The following is a 15,637-nucleotide window of genomic DNA, read 5'->3' on the forward strand; positions in this document are numbered from 1 at the left end:
GGCGTTTCATTCCCCGCGGGGCCGGGGCTCGGGAAGGAGTGACGACCATGGCCGGCAATCGTTTTGAACAGGTGGACGGGCCGCAGGCCGATGCGATCACGCTCAGCCTGTCGGAGCGCGGCGGCGAGGCTTTCGGCCGGGTCCATTGCCCGGCGAAGCTGGCGGCGGGCCATCTCGTCAACGATTTCGTCAGCGACGAGATGGCTGCCAAGGACGCCTATCGCACCGCGATCCGCCTGGCCAACGAGATCAGGGCTCCGATCGTGGTCGAGGACGTGGCGGGCGTCTGGCAGGACGAGTGGGGCGTGCTCTACCGGGAGATGTGAGGGCGCCGGTCGCGCACCCCTGTCATTGCTCCGCTTGGCTCGCAATGACGGGGTCGCGCTTCCTCACTCGATGCGGAAATACTTGACCCCGAGGCCGAGCTTGCCGGTCTGGCGGGCGAGGTCGAGCTTGAGATTCCCGAAGAAGTCGCCGGCAGGCGAGGGGTTGGGGCCGGAGAGCGCCGGCAACGGCTCCTGGCTGACGAGGGCGAGCACCGTCTGCGGGCGGGCCGCGCCGCCGGTCGATTCGAGCTTCAGGTTGAAGCTCACCTTGTCGCCCTCGCGCTTCATGAAGCTCGCGAGATTGTAGACGAGGCCGTCATCGCCGATCAGCACGACATCGAGATTGAGGCCGCCGCCGGCCTCGACTGAGCCGTTGAGTACCTCGCCGCTCTTCATGTTGAACGAGCCGATCTGCAGCTTCACGTTGCGATCGATCGCGAGGCCGGGCTGGCGCAGGAAATCGGCCATGGGGCACTGCGCCTTGGTCAGCGGGCGCAGGTTGATCTGTGCCTCGAAGCCCTGCGCCGCCTTGAAGGTGCTGTCGAAGGCGACGAAAGGCTCGGTGCCGCTGCCGAAGCCTTCGAGCACGGCCTTGCGATCGCCGATATCGATCGGCCAGAGGAAGAAACAGGAGCCGCCGTCATAGTCGCGGACGAAGCGTTCGATTCGCTCGGCCGGCGTGCGCGCATCGGGTTCCTTCACGATCGGCGGAGACTGCTGGGGATTCGTATTTTCGCCGGGAGGCTTCTGCGTGTTGATGGCGACCGGCGATTTCACCGGGGGCTTGGTGTCGACACCGGGCGGCGAGACAGGCGGGGGCGTGATCGCGGGCGGCCTGACGGGAGGCGCCACCGGCGGCGTGGGCGGAAGCTGCGTGCCGTTTTCGGTATCGACAGCAAGTTGGCCATTGGCCGGCTTCTGCTGCGTCGTCTGCGGGGGCGAGGAGAGTGGCGGGCTCGCATTGTCCGGCGTGGCCTTGGGGTCACCGGAATCGCTCCGTCCCGAAGCCGCGGTTTCGGGCCTGGTCTCGGTCAGAGCCGGCGGGTTGCCCCCGAGGGACTCGGTTCGGCCGGAAGGTGGCGGTTCGGAGAGCGGGGGCGGGGAATTGGCCGGAAGGCGTGCGGCCTGGCTGGTTTCGGCCGGCCTCAGGGCCGTCCAGGCATAGAAGCCGCCGCCGGCCAGCAGGGCGAGCGCGGCGATGCCGGCGACCAGCGGCAGCGGTGAACGCGCCTGCTTGCTGGCTGATCGGCTGGCGGCCGCTGCGGCCTTCTTGCCGACCGGCTGCGGCTGCCAGGCGGCGATTTCGGCCATGTCGGCCGGGCGATTTTGCGGGTCGGGTGCCAGCATCCGCGCCAGCAGAGGGCGCAAGCTGGCGGCGACCTGCGAGAGATCGGGCAGGCGGCGGCGCTTGTCGAGGATGTCGGCCTGGCTGCCGCCCATGTCGATGGCGTGTCCGGTCACCGCCTGCGCCAGCACGAGCGCGAAGGAATACATGTCCGAGCGGCCGGAGACCTCGCCGCCATAGAGGCCGAGCTGCTCGGGCGAGACATAGTTGTATTTGCCGGCGAAGCCGGAGCCGATCACCGTGCCCTCGCCGAGGATGCTGGAGCGGGCGATCCCGAAATCGATGATCTTGGCGCGCGAAGGATCGCCGCCCGGCAGGATGATGTTGTCCGGCGAGATGTCGCGGTGGATGATGCCGAGCCGGTGGGCGGCATGCAGCCCCGGCGCGACGCGCTGGCGCAGGATGTCGGCTTCCTCGATCGTCAGCGGCCGCTCCTTGATGCGCTCGGAAAGCGGCTGGCCATCGACGAACTCCATCGCGAGATAGGGCGATTCCGTCACCGGATCGATGGTGAAGACGTAGTAGCGGACGATGGCCTCGTTATAGAGGTTGTGCAGGGCCGCCGCCTCGCGCCGGAACAGGGCGAGGGCCGCCTCGTCGCGGGCCATCTCGGGCCGGATCATCTTGATCGCGACCGCATCGCCGGTCTGGATCGCGCGGCCGCGATAGACCTCTCCCATGCCGCCGACCGCGATCAGGCTCTCGATCTCGTAGATGCCGTTGAGCTTCGTGCCGATGCGGGCATTGGCACGGGGCGCGATGACGGTGCGCTCGGAGTCGTCGCTCATGGCGTGTTACTCCCTGGCGTGCTGCTCCCTGCCATGCGCCGGTTCGGCATCCAGCGTGTCCGTTCGGCCTGGCCTTGTCGATAGCGGACGATGATGATCGTGACGTTGTCGCGCGCGCCGCGTTCGAGCGTCAGGGCGAGCAGGGCGTCGCAGGCGGCCTGGGCGCTCTCGGCCTCGACGGCGCGCAGGATCTCGGTATCCGCGACATGTTCGGTCAGCCCGTCCGAGCAGAGGAGGAAGGTGTCGCCATCGGCGATTTCGCCGCTCTCGATATCGAGCTCGGGCGTCTCGTGCACGCCGATGGCATGGGTGATGACGTGCCGGCGCGGCGAGCGCTTCGCCTCCTCGGCGGTGAGCAGCCCGCGGTCGACCATGTCCTGGACCTCGGTGTGGTCGCGCGAGATCTGGGTGATTTGCCCGGAGCGGACGAGATAGATGCGGCTGTCGCCGGACCAGACACAGGCGAAATGGCGCCGGTGGACGAGCAGCACCACCAGCGTCGCGCCCATGGTAGCGCCGCGCTTGCGGATCTCCTCGCGCAGCGTCTCGTTGGCGCCGAGCACGCTGTCTTCCAGCATCGCCAGCAGATCGGGCGCCGAGCCCGCCGCGCCCACCGCTTCAAGCGCGGCGACCACGGTCGCGCTGGCAAGCGCGCCGTTCTCGTGCCCGCCCATGCCGTCGGCGACCGCCCAGAGGCCGATTTCCGGCCGCAGGATGAAGTTGTCCTCGTTCGCCTTGCGCACCTTGCCGGTATGGCTGATGCAGCCGGTCTCGAAGTCTGAGGCCTCGCGTGGGGCTTCGTTCATGGCGCAACCCTCATGAGCTGACGCGCTTGGGTTCGAGATGGGCATCGAAACGACCCGTCAACAGGCCGGAGAAAAGATAGGGGTCGGGCAGGGCCTGACCGGTCAGCGCCAGCGGCTCGAAATTCGGCCCGCCGATTGTCCAGAGATAGGAGGCATGAGCATAGGCACGGGCATGATCCTCGATGCGCAGGGCCGCCAGCCGCTCGGGAAAGCCGGCAGCGGTCGCGGCGCTGACGATGGTGCCATCCGAAAGGCGCACCATGTCCTGCGGCGGGGCGGCGAGGAGGTGGTCATTGGGGACGGGCAGGGCGGTCAGCCTTTGCGCCACGGCTTCGTAGCTCGCTTCCGGATCGAGCGCCTGCAGCAGAAAATCCTCGACCGCCTCGAACCATGGATCCTGCGGGTCGAGTTCCGGCGGCGGAATGGCTGCGCCGGGGCCGGCGGCAGCAAGGACGGTCAGCGGGAAATAGCGGCCGACGCCGTCGACCGAGGGCATGAAGGCGCCCGCGACCGTCTGCCCGCCGGCCTGCGCGCCGCCCAGCCAGAAGCGCCAGATCGGAGCGTTGAGATAAGCCTCCTGCCAGCGGTTGCCGAGTTCCAATCGGCTCGCGGTCAGGCCGCCCTGCAGCCATTTCTCGTAAGGCCCGAGGAAGCCGGAGGGAGCGTTCAGCGCGATGAAGTCACGCTTGGCAGGTAGCTTGCCGAAGAGGCCACAGGCCACCGTGTCAGATCCCCGAAGGGCAGCGGATTTCCCGCAGCGCCGGCAGGATCAGCGGATTCTTGAGCGAGCCGACACCGAAGGAATAGCCGACCTGCCGGCCGCCGGCACTCAGGTTGAAGCCGACATTGTCGCCCTGCTTCAGTACCGAGCCGGCATCGAGCAGACGGAAGAAGGACCAGGTGCCGTCCTTCTCAAAGAGCTTGGCCTCGCCCTGCGCAGCGTTGCCGCTCTGTGAGCCCGAAGAGAAGAAGCCGCCGCCGAACATGCCGCCCGAGGCGTTGCCACTTGCCCCGCCGAGCGTCAGCGTCACCGCCGTCTTGCCGACGCCGCCGCCCGGCCACATCACCGGGGCCGGCGTGTTGACGCCCTGCTGGCTCGTCACCGTAAAGCCATTGATCTCCAGCTTGGCGCTCGAAGCGTCCGCCGAGAGCGCGGTCGGCGTCACCACCATCTGGAAGGAGGGCAGGTTGCCGCCGGTCGGGAAGAAGGCCTCCTTGATCTCGCTGGCGCGCTGGAATTCGCGCAAGGTCGTCGGCGAGAGCGCCCGCGCCACGCGGCTGTCGACGCGCCAGCTCCATTGCGGCTTGGAGGTGTCGACGAAGGGCTCCAGCCGCTCCTTGTAGAACTTGTCCATGATCTGGCCGGGCGCGAAGAGCCGGGCAAAATCGGCGAGCGGCACGTCGCGAGCGCTCGCCTTGGTGAAGGGATAGCGGTTGGTGACGATCTCGTTGCAGACGCCGGTGACCTGTTCCGCCAGCGCCTGCCTGAGCAGGGCGACGGTGGCGCCGGTGGCATCGCCCTCGAAATCGTTGACCGCCTGCACGATCATGCCGTCGAAGGGCGCGGGGTAACGCGAGGAATTGGCGCGCAAGGTTGCGATCAGCGGCACGAGCGCCGCATTCGCCGCCGCCGACTGGGACGGATTGGTCGCGGCGATGGCGAGGTTCTGGCTGATCTCCGAGAAGGTCTGGAGGAGCTGGTCGACCGGCCGGCGGCCGAGATCGCCGTCGACGAGGACGTGGTAGGGCTTGAACTGCGCCTCGATATCGGCGCCGAGCGAGACGTCGTTGCTGCCGGCGAGCACGCGGTCGACGCCGGCCGAGGCCATCGGCAGGTTGGCGCCGAGACGGCCGAGCGCCTGGCTGGCGCGCTCGTCCAGCGTCTGCGCCGCGTTCTTCGCGGCGGTCTGCGCCACGGCCTTCTTCGCGTTGGGGCGCTCCTTGGTGAGCTGCGTCTCGTCGCGCAGGGATTCCAGCACTTGCTTGAAGGGCGATGTCGCCGCCGAGATAGCACTGAGTGCGACATAGCGCGGCTTGTCGGCATTGAGCGGCCGGAGCTTCAACCGCCGCAGCGTCTTCTGCCAGGTCGCGACATAGTCGCGGCTGTAGAGCTTCATCAGGTCCTGGAACAGCGTCGCGTATTGCGCGGTGATCGCCTGCTGGTCGACGTTTTCGCCCAGCACCCAGCGTTCCTTCTCGATGCGGTCGCCGATATCGCCGAGCCGGCCGATGAAGGCGCTTTGGAAGCCGTCATAGGTGTAGAAATACGGCACGCGGACCTGATCGAGATCCTCGCCGCCAACACCTTCGAAGACCAGGCGCACATCGGAGCCGCCGCGCTGCGAGACGACCCAGTCCTTGGCGCTGTCGCTGCGGGATTGCGTACGCAGCAATTCATAGGCGCGCTCGGCGATGCTGAGGCGGCGGAGCGTACGCTGGCTCTGCTCGATCAGCGACTGGTTGAGCTTCACCATCGGCTCGCCCGTGCCCTCGTCGAGGTCGAGCATGGCGGTTAGGTGCTCCTCCAGCGCCTCGCGGCCCTTGGCGTTGGCCGGGCCGGGGAAGAGGTTCTCGGCCCAGTCGAGCCGCATCCAGGAGGTCACGAGGTCGCGGTCGAGCTTCGCCTGGCCGCCGATCATCATGTAGACCTTGAGCGCCTCGTAGACGAAGCCGGGATTGTTGGCCTGCTGTTCGAGCTGCTCCTCCAGGCGGAAGATGATGCGGGGCCGCAGCATCCGCTCCAGACCCTGCTGGTAGGTGATCTCGCTCGCGTTCTGGAGGCGCTCGCGCTGGCTGAGCCCGAAGGTGGCCAGCGTCGGCGTCGGCTCGGCTTGCGTGGCGTAGCCGGCCGGCATGTTCCGGAGCTTGTGCAGCAGCGGCAGGACACGGCTGAAATTGCGGTCGGAGATCGTGGTCTCCTGCAGCACCGGAGCTGCGGCGCTGCGATAATCCGAGAGGCCGTAATTGGTCGCGGTAATCAGGTCGCTGTTGCGCGAAAAACTCGTCCACCACAGGCCGAGCGCGGCGAGCGACAGCAGCGCGACCGTTGCGAAGCCGGCGATGCGTAGCGCCGTCATGCGGCGGGCGGCGCCGAGATCAGTCGAGACCCAGCCGGATTCGCCGATCACGACCTTCTGGACGAGCTCTGTCAGGAAATAGCTCTTGCCCTTGCCGGAGAAGGAGGCCGCGCCGGCATGGTCCGAGCCGAAATTGCGCGAGAGCGCGCCGATCAGCTGGTCGATCGGGGTGCCTTCCTGCGTGCCCGAGGTGAAGTAGAAGCCGCGCAAGGTCGCATTGGCGTGGTAGCGCGTGGGCTCGAAGACGCGGGTCAGGAAATCGACGATGGAGCGCTTCAGCGTCGCCATCTGGCTGGGGAAGCCGAAGATCTGGGCGCGCGCGGTCGGGTTGTGCTCGTCCTGCAAACGATCGGGCAGGCGCTCGTTCAGCCGCTCGATCAGCGCGTCATATTCCGGCGGCACGTCGCCGATCATGTTGCGGGTCTTGTCGGCGGTCTGGAAGGTGTGGCCCCAAACCATGCGCCGCTGCGGCTCGGTCAATTGGCCGAAGAACTCGTTGAAGCCGGCGATCAGGTCGGCCTTGGTGAAGATCGCATAGACCGGGAAATCGACCTTCAGGCGTTCGTGCAATTCGAGCAGGCGGGCGCGGATCGCGTCGGCATGGGCTGCGATGTCCTCAGGCGAAGAGGTCAACAGGTCCTCGACGCTGATCGCGACGAGCACGCCGTTGATAGGCTGGCGCGGGCGGTTGGTCTTGAGCAGGTCGAGGAAGGCAAACCAGCTCGATTTCTCGGCCTTGGTGTCGGTGTCCTGCGTGGTGTAGCGGCCGGCGGTGTCGATCAGCACCGCATCCTCGGCGAACCACCAGTCGCAGTAGCGCGTGCCGCCGGAGCCGGCGACGGCGGCGGGTGTCGCGCCGCGCGCCAGCGGGAATTTCAGGCCGGAATTGACCAGAGCCGTGGTCTTGCCGGCGCCGGGCGGGCCGATGATGACGTACCAGGGCAGGTCGTAGAGATAGTCGCCGCCCTTGCCGCGGGCGCTTTTCAGCGTCGCCAGCGCATCCTTCATCGCGCTGGAGAGGGCGGCGCCGTCGCCGGTCGTTTCTTCCTTTTCCAGCGCCTCGGTCAGCGCGGCCGTCGCCTTGCGGCGGCGGATGATGATGACGGCGATCCAGGCGAGCGCGCCGACGAGGAGAAGCACGGCGACGGGCATGCGGACCCAGAAGGATTCGAATGGGCGCACCTCGCCGAAAGCGACGAAGGGGCCGCCTAACCAGATCAGTGCGGCGAGCGCGAGCGCGCCGATCAGGATGGCCACGATGCGGAGCCAGGTGGCGAGATTCATCGGATCGCCCTCCTAGTTCTGACGCTGGATCAGGATTTCGACGCGCCGGTTCTGGGCGCGGCCGGCGGGGGTGGCATTCGGCGCGATCGGCGTGTCCGCGCCCTTACCCTCGAAGCTGATGCGATCGGGCTTGGTCAGCTTGGTCTTCAGCATGTCGCCGACCGCCTTGGCACGGGCCTGCGAGAGCTCGACATTGGAGGGGAAACGGGCGGTGCGGATCGGTACATTGTCGGTATGGCCGACGACCTTGACCGCGCCTCCCTCCTGCTCCAGCACAGCGGCGATGCGCTCGATCAGCGGCTGGAACTCGGCGCGCACGGCAGCCTGTCCCGGCTCGAACAGGGTGATACCGGCGAGGCGCACGATGACGATGTTCGGCGTCACCAGGCAGACGATCGGCGGCTGCACCGCGGCGCAAACCTTCGGCGGTTGCGTTGGCGGCGGGGGAGGCGGCGGCGGGGCCGAGAAGACCTTGCGCATGATGCCGATCTCGCCCTTGGGATGGACGGAGAGCAGCGCGGTCGAGGCGGCCTCGGCATTGCCCGAGAGCAGGGCGCGGAAGACGAAATAGACGCCGAGCAGGGCGACGGCCGCGATCGCCGCCACCGACCAGACGGGCACCTTGAAGCCGGTCACGGCCTGCGCGATCGCCTGCCCGCGCCAGCGCGGCGAGAGCTCCGGGTCGGGCTGCTTCACCCGGCGCAGCGTCTCGAACAGGTTGCGCTGGATCATCTGGAGATTGTTGGCGCCGCCGGAAGAGGTGCGGTGGATGCCTTGGAAACCCAGCGCCAGACAGGCATGCATCAGCTCCAGCAGGTCGTAATTGACCGATGGATCGGCCTTGGCCTTGTCGAGCATCTCGAAGAAGCGCACGCCGCCGATGCGCTCGCCGAAGAAGCGCGAGAGCATGCTGTACTGCGTCCAGACATGGCGGTCGTCGCCGGGGATGTTCTGGACGATGTCATCGGCGCTGGCGGCGATGACATATTTCGCGGTCTGGGCGGTTTCGTGCGAGACGCCGGCGGCGCGGACCTCATGCTCGAAGGCCTCGACGGATTCGCCGACCTGGCCGAGAAGCTGCGCGAAGGGCGCGTTGGAGAGATTGGCGCGCATCCGCCCGAGCAGGAGCAGGAGCGGGCCCGCGGCGCGCAGAAGCGGGTTGGCGTTCGGCGTCAGGAGCTGGTCGCGGCGCGGCAGGGCTTGGCCGCCGCCAGAAGGCGGCGGGGCCTGCTGCTGGCGCGGCGGGATCGGCGCCGGGTTCGACATCCACTCGTCGCCGGTGCCGGGCACGCCGGGCGAGGGCACTTGCGGTGGCTGATAGGGCTGGGGCGCCTGCGGGGCAGCCGGGGTTGGTGCGGCAGGAGCGGGCGGCAGGGGCGCGCGGCGCCCGCCGGGGTTCGGCCTGATGATCGTTCGCTCGGAGCGGCCGAACGGATCTGAGGGCGAACCCGGATCGCTCATCGTCTGCCCTCCAGAACGGCCCAGAGCTCGAGTTCGAGATCGGGCCAGTCACCGGAAAAATGCATGCCGATCGAACTCGCCGTCGAGAACTCCGGCCAGAGCGGCGAGGTGCGGTCGAGATAGAAGTATACATGATCCGTGAGCGCGCGGATCTGCGGCGGCGGCGTCGGCAGATGCACGAGATTGATGCCCGGCAGATGGGCATGGACGATCTCGTTCATCTTGGTGTTGGGGCCGATCTTGAAGAGCTGCGGGAACTGCGCCTGGATCTCGGTCAGCGGGCGGCGGGCTGCCACTTCCAGCACCAGCGTCGCGTTGCGCACGAGGCTGCGGTCGCGGATCGTCGACATGAAGGCGTTCTGCGCGCGCTCGACGATCTCCAGTCGGATCGCCCGGCGGCCGAGATTGGCCGAGAGGAAGTCCTGGATGTCGCGTACGACCGGGGCGAAGCAATTCTCCAGATCGTCGTGATCGTAAGCGGGGTAGTCGCGGGCGCGGCGTTCGGCCGTGGTGAAGGTCGCAAGCTCGCCGGCCAGCGCCAGGAAGGTCGAGAACAGCCGCTCGGGATGGACGAAGCGCGAGCGGCGCATGTGCTTCAGCACGGGGATGCTGCGGTTGAGGAGCTGGAGCACGAAATAGTCGGCGCTCTGCAGGCCGCCGCCGGCCGTCGGATCGGCCGCATAGCGGGCGAGTTCCTCCAGTTTGTTGTCGATCCAGCCGATGACGCGGTCGAGCCAGCCCTCGATCACCGGATAGGCCGAGCAGACCAGCACCGGCGGGGCGAATTTCTCGTCGAACAGGATGGCGCGGTCGCGCACTTCGAGAATGCGGCCCAGCGCCAAGCCGACATAGCCGGCCTTGGCGGTCTTGCGCAGCTCCAGGGTCAGGCGCGGATGGGCGACGTCGATCTCCTCCTCGGTGCGCAGCGAGGCTGTTGAGTCGATCAGCATCTCGGTCGCGGGGAGATAGCGGCTCGCGGAGCCGGTCTGTGCGTCCTCGACCTCGCGGGTGTTGGCGGCCGAGAGCGGCAGGGAGAGCCAGACGATTTGGCCCGCCGCATTCTCCGGGACCTCGATCGCGGCCGGGAGCGGGCTGTTGTCAGGCAGCGCGAAGGGCGTGCCGTCCGGCATCACGCCGACGGCGCGGCGCAGACCGATGCGGCTCTGCTGGGCGAGGTCGCGGTCGATCTCCAGCACCGAGAAGCCCCACGGATAGGGCGTGATGGCCCTGACCCGGCTTTCCAGCAGGTTCTCAAGATAGCGGTCGCTCTGCTGGAAATGATGCGGCCTGAGGAACAGCCCTTCCGACCAGACGACCTTGCTGTACCACGACATTCCGGTCTCGCTCACTCGAAGGCAGGCATGGCGAGCTTATCCGGGGCTTGCCCCAGCGTCACCTAACGAAATGCTAGCGCTTCGCGCGCGAGGCGCCGTCATTGACTTGAAGGATGCGGCGGACAGAGTTTGAGGGCAGTCCTGAAAGGAACGAATCCGTTCGAGAACGGGAGGCGACGATGCCGAAAGGCCCTGCCGCACGCATCACCGACCCTGTGATCCACCCGTTGCCGGGCATTCTGCAGCCGGGGCCGGGCAGTCCGAACGTGCTGATCGGCAGCCTGCCGGCCTGGCGAGGGGTTCCAGCTGCGGCCGCCGCGGCGATCCAGGGCGCCAAAGCCGCAGCCGATGCGACGGTGCAGGCGGCGGAGGCCGCGACGCTGGCTGCCGCCGGCACGCCCGGCGCGCCGGCAGCGCTCGCGGCCGAAATCGCGACGAAGAACGCCGTCTCCGCCAGCATGGGCGCGATGATCACCGGCGCCTCCGGCGGCGCCGATATTCATAACTGCCTGACGCCCGTGCCGCCGCCCGTGCCGCATGGACTCGGCGTCGTCATCGACGGTTCGCAGACCGTGCTGATCAACAACCTGCCGGCCTGCCGGATGGGCGATACGGTCCTCGAAGCGCTGGGGCCGCCCAACAAAATCGTCATGGGCCTGCCGACAGTCATCATCGGCGGATGATGCCGGATTGATTCAACGATTCCGCACAAGTCACTGATGTTGGATCGTTTTCCGTGCTGTGGCTCGCCGGGGTGCCGATCCTCCGGCTTGACCGGAGGTCTCGGGCTCGCCAAGCGGGTTCTCCCAATCCCACTTCGGAGGACCTGCCATGACCATCGAACGCATCGGGCTGACCGCCCGCTGGTGCGACGCCGCCATCTTCAACGGCATCGTCTTCCTCGCCGGCCATGTGCCGGAGAAGACGGAAGGGCGCTCGCTGACCGAGCAGACGCAAGAGGTACTGGCACTGCTGGAGGAAACGCTCGCGGATGCCGGCAGCGGCAAGGAACGCATTCTCGGCGTGCAGATCTTCCTGACCGATATCGGCAAGATCGGCGAGATGAATGCGGTCTGGGACAAATGGGTGGCGCCGGGCCATGCGCCGGCGCGCGCGACCGTCGAGGCGAAGCTGGCATCACCCGGCTACGGCATCGAGATCACCGCTGTGGCGGCGAAGCGGTAGGATTGAAGGGGGGCGTCATTCTCGGGCGCAGCGCAGCGGATACCCGAGAATCTCCGGACAGGAGGGCACTGGAGTCTCATTCTGCATGAGATGCTCGGGGCGAGCCCGAGCATGATGGCCGCAGGGAACGGCCGTCACTTCCCGCCGCGGTCGTAGCACTCGGCGAAATAGATCATGAAGGCGTCGACAAGGCCGTCCTCGTAAGGGGCGGTCTTGGCCTCCCAGCGCGCAACATAAGTCTCCCACATCTTCGCCTTGCGCGAGCCGATCAGGCCGCCGATCCCGCCTTCCGGCGTGGTCGCTTCGGCGATCGCTTGCGGATCGAGATCCTCGACCAGCATCCGCAGCGCGTGCTGCATGGCGGAGTAAGTCTTGATCTGATGGGCCTTGAGGTCGCGGAAGCTCTCGTCGAAGGCGCGCTTCGCGTCGAGATAGCCGCTGCGCGGCTGGCCGAAGATCAGCTGCAGCGCGTCGTCCACCGTCGGCGAGAATTTCAGCGGGTTGTTGTCCTGCGCCTGGATCATCGTCTGGTTGGTGCTACGGGCGATGCGCTTGCTCTCGGCGCGGGCGGCGAGCAGGCCCTTCAGCTCCTCCGCGATCAAGCGCATCAGCCCGCCGAGCTGCTCGGCGAAGGCGCCCGGATCCTGCGTGGACAGGGCTTGCGGCGAGACGCCGGCCCCCTTGGCGAAGCGCTGCATGAACTCGCCCATCGAGATCGCGGCAGGGCCGCTCATGGGGACGGGGTCCCGCGTGACGGCGGCTGCGGACACCGGCGTGGTCGCGGGCGCAGGCATCGGCTCGGCATCGGGCTCCGGTTCGGCCGCAGCTAGCTCATCCCAGGGGTTCGCGGAGGCCGGGCCGCTTGCCGTCGGACGGCGCGGCGTGGGGATCGGCGCCAGCGGCTCCGCCTGGGGGGTGGGGGCGGCCTGCAAGGGCGCCCAGGCGAAATCGTCGCCTTGCGGTGGCTGGGCAGACCGGCCCGGTGGAGGGGCTGGCGGCGCCGGCCCGGCGGCCGGTGCCGGAATGTCGGTGGCCCAGTCGATGAAGCTCGCATGCACCGGCTTGGCGTGGCCGGGCGGCATCAGATCGCGACGCGAGATTGGCGGCGCGGCATCCGTGCTGGGCGCCCAGAGTGCTTCCGGGTCGGCGGCATAGGATGGGGGAGGAGAGGCCGCCTGCGCCTTTGCCTGCCCGGCCTCCTCGTCGATGGCGACGGCGATGATGTAGTGGCCGATCTCGAGCCGATCGCCGTGCTGGAGGCGGTAGGGCGACTGCACGCGATGCTCGCCGCCATTGACGAAGGTTCCGTTGGTCGAGATGTCGCGCAGCCACCAGCCGCCGTCGCGAAAGCGGATCTCGCAATGGCGGCCGGAGACGGCGCGCGAGGGATCGGGCAGCGCCCAGTCGAGATGCTGGTCGCGGCCGATATCGAGGCCGCGCCCGCCGCTGGCGGTCACGCTGAGCGGGCCGCCATCGGGCAGCGAGGTCTGGTTCTCGATCGTCAGTGTCAGCGCCATCGCGGACATCCCGTTCCGAGCTGCGCGAGAAGATCAGCGTTTGCCGGCATCGTCTTCGGCCAAACGAATGCATGCTTCGACACAGGCGCGCAATGCGGCTTCACGCTCGCGGGCCGGCAGACGGTTGATCGCATTGAGCACGGCGATGCGGGCCATCTTCGCGGTCAGGTCCGGTGGGGTCGGGATGGCATGGCTTTCCGACATGCTGCCGCCGGAATAGCCGGCCGCCCAGGCCACGAAGGTGCCCGGCCGCGCACGGTCACCGGCCTGGGCGTGGCGCAGCGCCTCGAAGCGGGTCTTGTCGCCGGGCTCCCGGACCCAGGCCTCGGCGGCGGCGAGGCCGGGATCCTGCGTGCCGGGCGGCTGCAACGCGCGCACCGCCTGCAGGGCCCACCACACCGTTTCACGCCTCGGCAGGAGGAAGGCGCAGAAGCCGGCGGCCTCCATCGGCGCCGGGCCCCTGACCAGGCGCGCGAGGAAAACCAGCGGAGGCTCCGCCGTCGGCGGCATGGTGACGGCCTGGGAGACCGAGGGATAGGTCTCGAACACTTCGCGGGCTGTGCTGAAGCGCAGGCGTGACATGGAGGCTCCAGCCGTTAGTTGATCGTCACCATCGGGGCCTTGACGACGAGGGCGCCGTCGCTCTTGACCTCCGTCAGGGCCTGGCTGTGGATCGTGATGGTCGGCGATTTGATCTCGATGCTGCCGGGCGTCATCTTGATCGTGCTCTCGCCGACCTTGAGATTGATCTCGGTCAGCGCCTCGACGTCGAGCTTGCCGTTTTGGATGTCGAGCTTGTCGTTGCCGAGCTTCAGAGTGGTCTCGCGCGAATAGTTGCTGCCCTGGAAGCGCTCGCCGATCTCGCGGGTCTCGATATTGTTGACCGTGACCTTGTGGTCCTTTTCGGCCCGCATCTCGAGAACCTCGCTGTCCTTGAGGTCCTCGAACTTGATCTCGTTATAGGTGCCGGGGAAGCCTGCATGGTCGGTCGATTCCGATTTGAGGCCGGATTGCGTCTTGTTCGCCGGCAATTCGTAGGGCGGCTTGTGCTGGTCGTTGACGACGGCGCCAACGACGAGCGGCAGGTCCGGGTTGCCCTCGATATACTCGACGATCACCTCCTGGCCGATGCGCGGAATGATCTGGCCGCCCCAGTTCTTGCCGGCCCACATCTGCGCGACGCGGGTGCGGCAGGAGGTGGAGCCGTCCTCGCGGTCCCAATGGAAGCGCAGCCAGATGCGGCCGTACTCGTCGACGTCGATATCGCCTTCCTCGCCCTGGTTCTTCTCACCGACGACCTTGGCGGTGTGCGGCCCGTAGACCTTCGGGCGTGGCGTGACGAGGGGCGCTCGGAAGCGCCGGTCGCTTTTCTGCAATTCGAAGGAGCCGCTGTAGAGCGCCTCATCCTGCTGGCCGGAGCGATAGCTCTGGGCACCCAGCACATGCGTGGCGCGTACCACGAGATATTCGGTGTTCTCGGCACCTGAAGGGTGCTCGCCGAGCTTCATCAGCGCGCCCGGATAGAGGCTCGGCGCCTCGCCGGCCGTGTAGCGCCGGTCGTCCTTGGCTTGTTGCGCCTGCGCCCGGACGCGGGCGAAATGCTCGCCCTGGTCGCGCTGGGTGTAGCTCGCCGGATAGTCGTAGGCCTCATAGGACTTGGCCTTGGGGAAGCCTTCCTCGGCGCGCGCCGTGAGGTCGGAGCCCGATTTCTCGAAATCATAGTCCTTGAGCTCGACCTTGCCGGTGCGCAGGCGCCGCACCGTCGACCATTGGGTGAGATGCTCGACATCCGCGCGCGGGAAGCGGCTGCCCGGCGCCACGAAGGCGAAGATCGAGCTGTCGCCCGTGAAGTTCGCCTCGGCGCTCGGCATCACCTGGTCATGGCCCGAGCGGGAGTCGCAGAGCACCAGCTTGTGGTCCCCGTCGCTGTGCTTGAAGTAGTAGTAGATGCCGTACTGCTCCATCAGACGCAGCACGAAGTCGAGATCGGTCTCGCGATATTGCACGCAGTAGTCGATCGGCTGCAGCGTCTCGCTGGTGCGGTCATCGAAGCTCGCCGCGTTCTCCTTCTTGAAGATCTCCTTGATGATGTCGAGCGCGGTCTTGTTCTTGAAGATCCGGCAGTCTGCGCGCTGCGAGAGCAGCCAGAGCCAGGGCCTCAGCGTGAATCGGTAGACATAGAGGTCGTCCTGCTTGCCGAGCCATTGCGCATCGACGAGCGTGCCGTTGAGAACCCGCTCGCTCTTGTTCTTCAACGTGAACTTGATCGAGCACTTCTCGCTCATGATGCTTTGCAGGTCGGCATTCTCGGTTTTGCTGATCGCCTCGACATTATAAGTAAACAATTCGCTTAAAGATTCGTCGGCTTCGAACCGGATAAGTGAAAACTCGTCCTTTCCGGCCGGAGTTGTAAAAGATGCAATTCTTTGTTCTTGCCCAGGATTCGATGGCATCAACGAAACCTTTCGACGATTGAACCTAAATTAGACTTGACGTAACTAACTCTCAGAGTCA

At 67.2% G+C, this 15,637-nt stretch carries 12 protein-coding genes; 3 read left to right on the plus strand and 9 right to left on the minus strand.

Annotated elements, in window-relative coordinates:
* Window positions 1–47: 47 nt before the first annotated feature.
* The gene (locus tag IED13_RS21335; protein ID WP_191125395.1) at window positions 48–326 is read left to right on the plus strand and encodes a hypothetical protein; all 279 of its coding nucleotides are present in this window, start codon (window positions 48–50) and stop codon (window positions 324–326) included.
* A gap of 63 nt (window positions 327–389) precedes the next feature.
* On the opposite strand, the gene IED13_RS21340 is transcribed toward IED13_RS21335, so the two are convergent.
* The 6 genes from IED13_RS21340 to tssK are packed head-to-tail and all read right to left on the minus strand — an operon-like array spanning window position 390 to window position 10,421.
* On the minus strand, window positions 390–2,459 hold the full coding sequence (locus tag IED13_RS21340; protein ID WP_191125396.1) for a protein kinase domain-containing protein: 2,070 nt from the start codon (window positions 2,457–2,459) through the stop codon (window positions 390–392).
* On the minus strand, window positions 2,456–3,265 hold the full coding sequence (locus tag IED13_RS21345) for a PP2C family protein-serine/threonine phosphatase (protein WP_038358330.1): 810 nt from the start codon (window positions 3,263–3,265) through the stop codon (window positions 2,456–2,458). Before IED13_RS21345 ends, IED13_RS21340 begins: the two co-directional genes overlap by 4 nt.
* Before the next feature lie 10 nt (window positions 3,266–3,275).
* A complete protein-coding gene (tagF, locus tag IED13_RS21350) occupies window positions 3,276–3,986 on the minus strand; it encodes a type VI secretion system-associated protein TagF (protein WP_191125397.1) in 711 nt (236 codons plus the stop codon).
* A 4-nt stretch (window positions 3,987–3,990) separates the two neighbouring features.
* Window positions 3,991–7,626, minus strand: coding sequence for a type VI secretion system membrane subunit TssM (gene tssM / locus IED13_RS21355; RefSeq protein WP_191125398.1), 3,636 nt, complete (start codon window positions 7,624–7,626; stop codon window positions 3,991–3,993).
* Between the two features lie 12 nt (window positions 7,627–7,638).
* On the minus strand, window positions 7,639–9,087 hold the full coding sequence (gene tssL / locus IED13_RS21360) for a type VI secretion system protein TssL, long form (protein WP_113254805.1): 1,449 nt from the start codon (window positions 9,085–9,087) through the stop codon (window positions 7,639–7,641).
* A complete protein-coding gene (tssK, locus tag IED13_RS21365) occupies window positions 9,084–10,421 on the minus strand; it encodes a type VI secretion system baseplate subunit TssK (protein ID WP_191125399.1) in 1,338 nt (445 codons plus the stop codon). Before tssK ends, tssL begins: the two co-directional genes overlap by 4 nt.
* Window positions 10,422–10,600: 179 nt before the next feature.
* Between tssK and IED13_RS21370 the strand changes: the two genes are divergently transcribed.
* On the plus strand, window positions 10,601–11,104 hold the full coding sequence (locus IED13_RS21370; protein ID WP_191125400.1) for a PAAR domain-containing protein: 504 nt from the start codon (window positions 10,601–10,603) through the stop codon (window positions 11,102–11,104).
* 148 nt (window positions 11,105–11,252) lie between these two features.
* On the plus strand, window positions 11,253–11,606 hold the full coding sequence (locus tag IED13_RS21375; RefSeq protein ID WP_191125401.1) for a RidA family protein: 354 nt from the start codon (window positions 11,253–11,255) through the stop codon (window positions 11,604–11,606).
* Between the two features lie 134 nt (window positions 11,607–11,740).
* On the opposite strand, the gene tagH is transcribed toward IED13_RS21375, so the two are convergent.
* Genes tagH through IED13_RS21390 form a run of 3 tightly spaced genes read right to left on the minus strand, consistent with a single transcriptional unit; the run spans window position 11,741 to window position 15,576 of the window.
* Entirely contained in the window at window positions 11,741–13,123 is a 1,383-nt protein-coding gene (tagH, locus tag IED13_RS21380; RefSeq protein ID WP_191125402.1) for a type VI secretion system-associated FHA domain protein TagH, read from the minus strand.
* A 33-nt stretch (window positions 13,124–13,156) separates the two neighbouring features.
* Window positions 13,157–13,705: a DUF6931 family protein gene (locus tag IED13_RS21385; protein WP_191125403.1), complete on the minus strand. Its 549-nt coding sequence runs from the start codon at window positions 13,703–13,705 to the stop codon at window positions 13,157–13,159.
* 14 nt (window positions 13,706–13,719) lie between these two features.
* Window positions 13,720–15,576, minus strand: a complete 1,857-nt coding sequence (locus tag IED13_RS21390; protein WP_191125404.1) for a type VI secretion system Vgr family protein — start codon at window positions 15,574–15,576, stop codon at window positions 13,720–13,722.
* Window positions 15,577–15,637 lie beyond the last annotated feature (61 nt).

The sequence above is a fragment of the Allobosea spartocytisi genome (assembly GCF_014764685.1).
Lineage (GTDB): Bacteria > Pseudomonadota > Alphaproteobacteria > Rhizobiales > Beijerinckiaceae > Allobosea > Allobosea spartocytisi.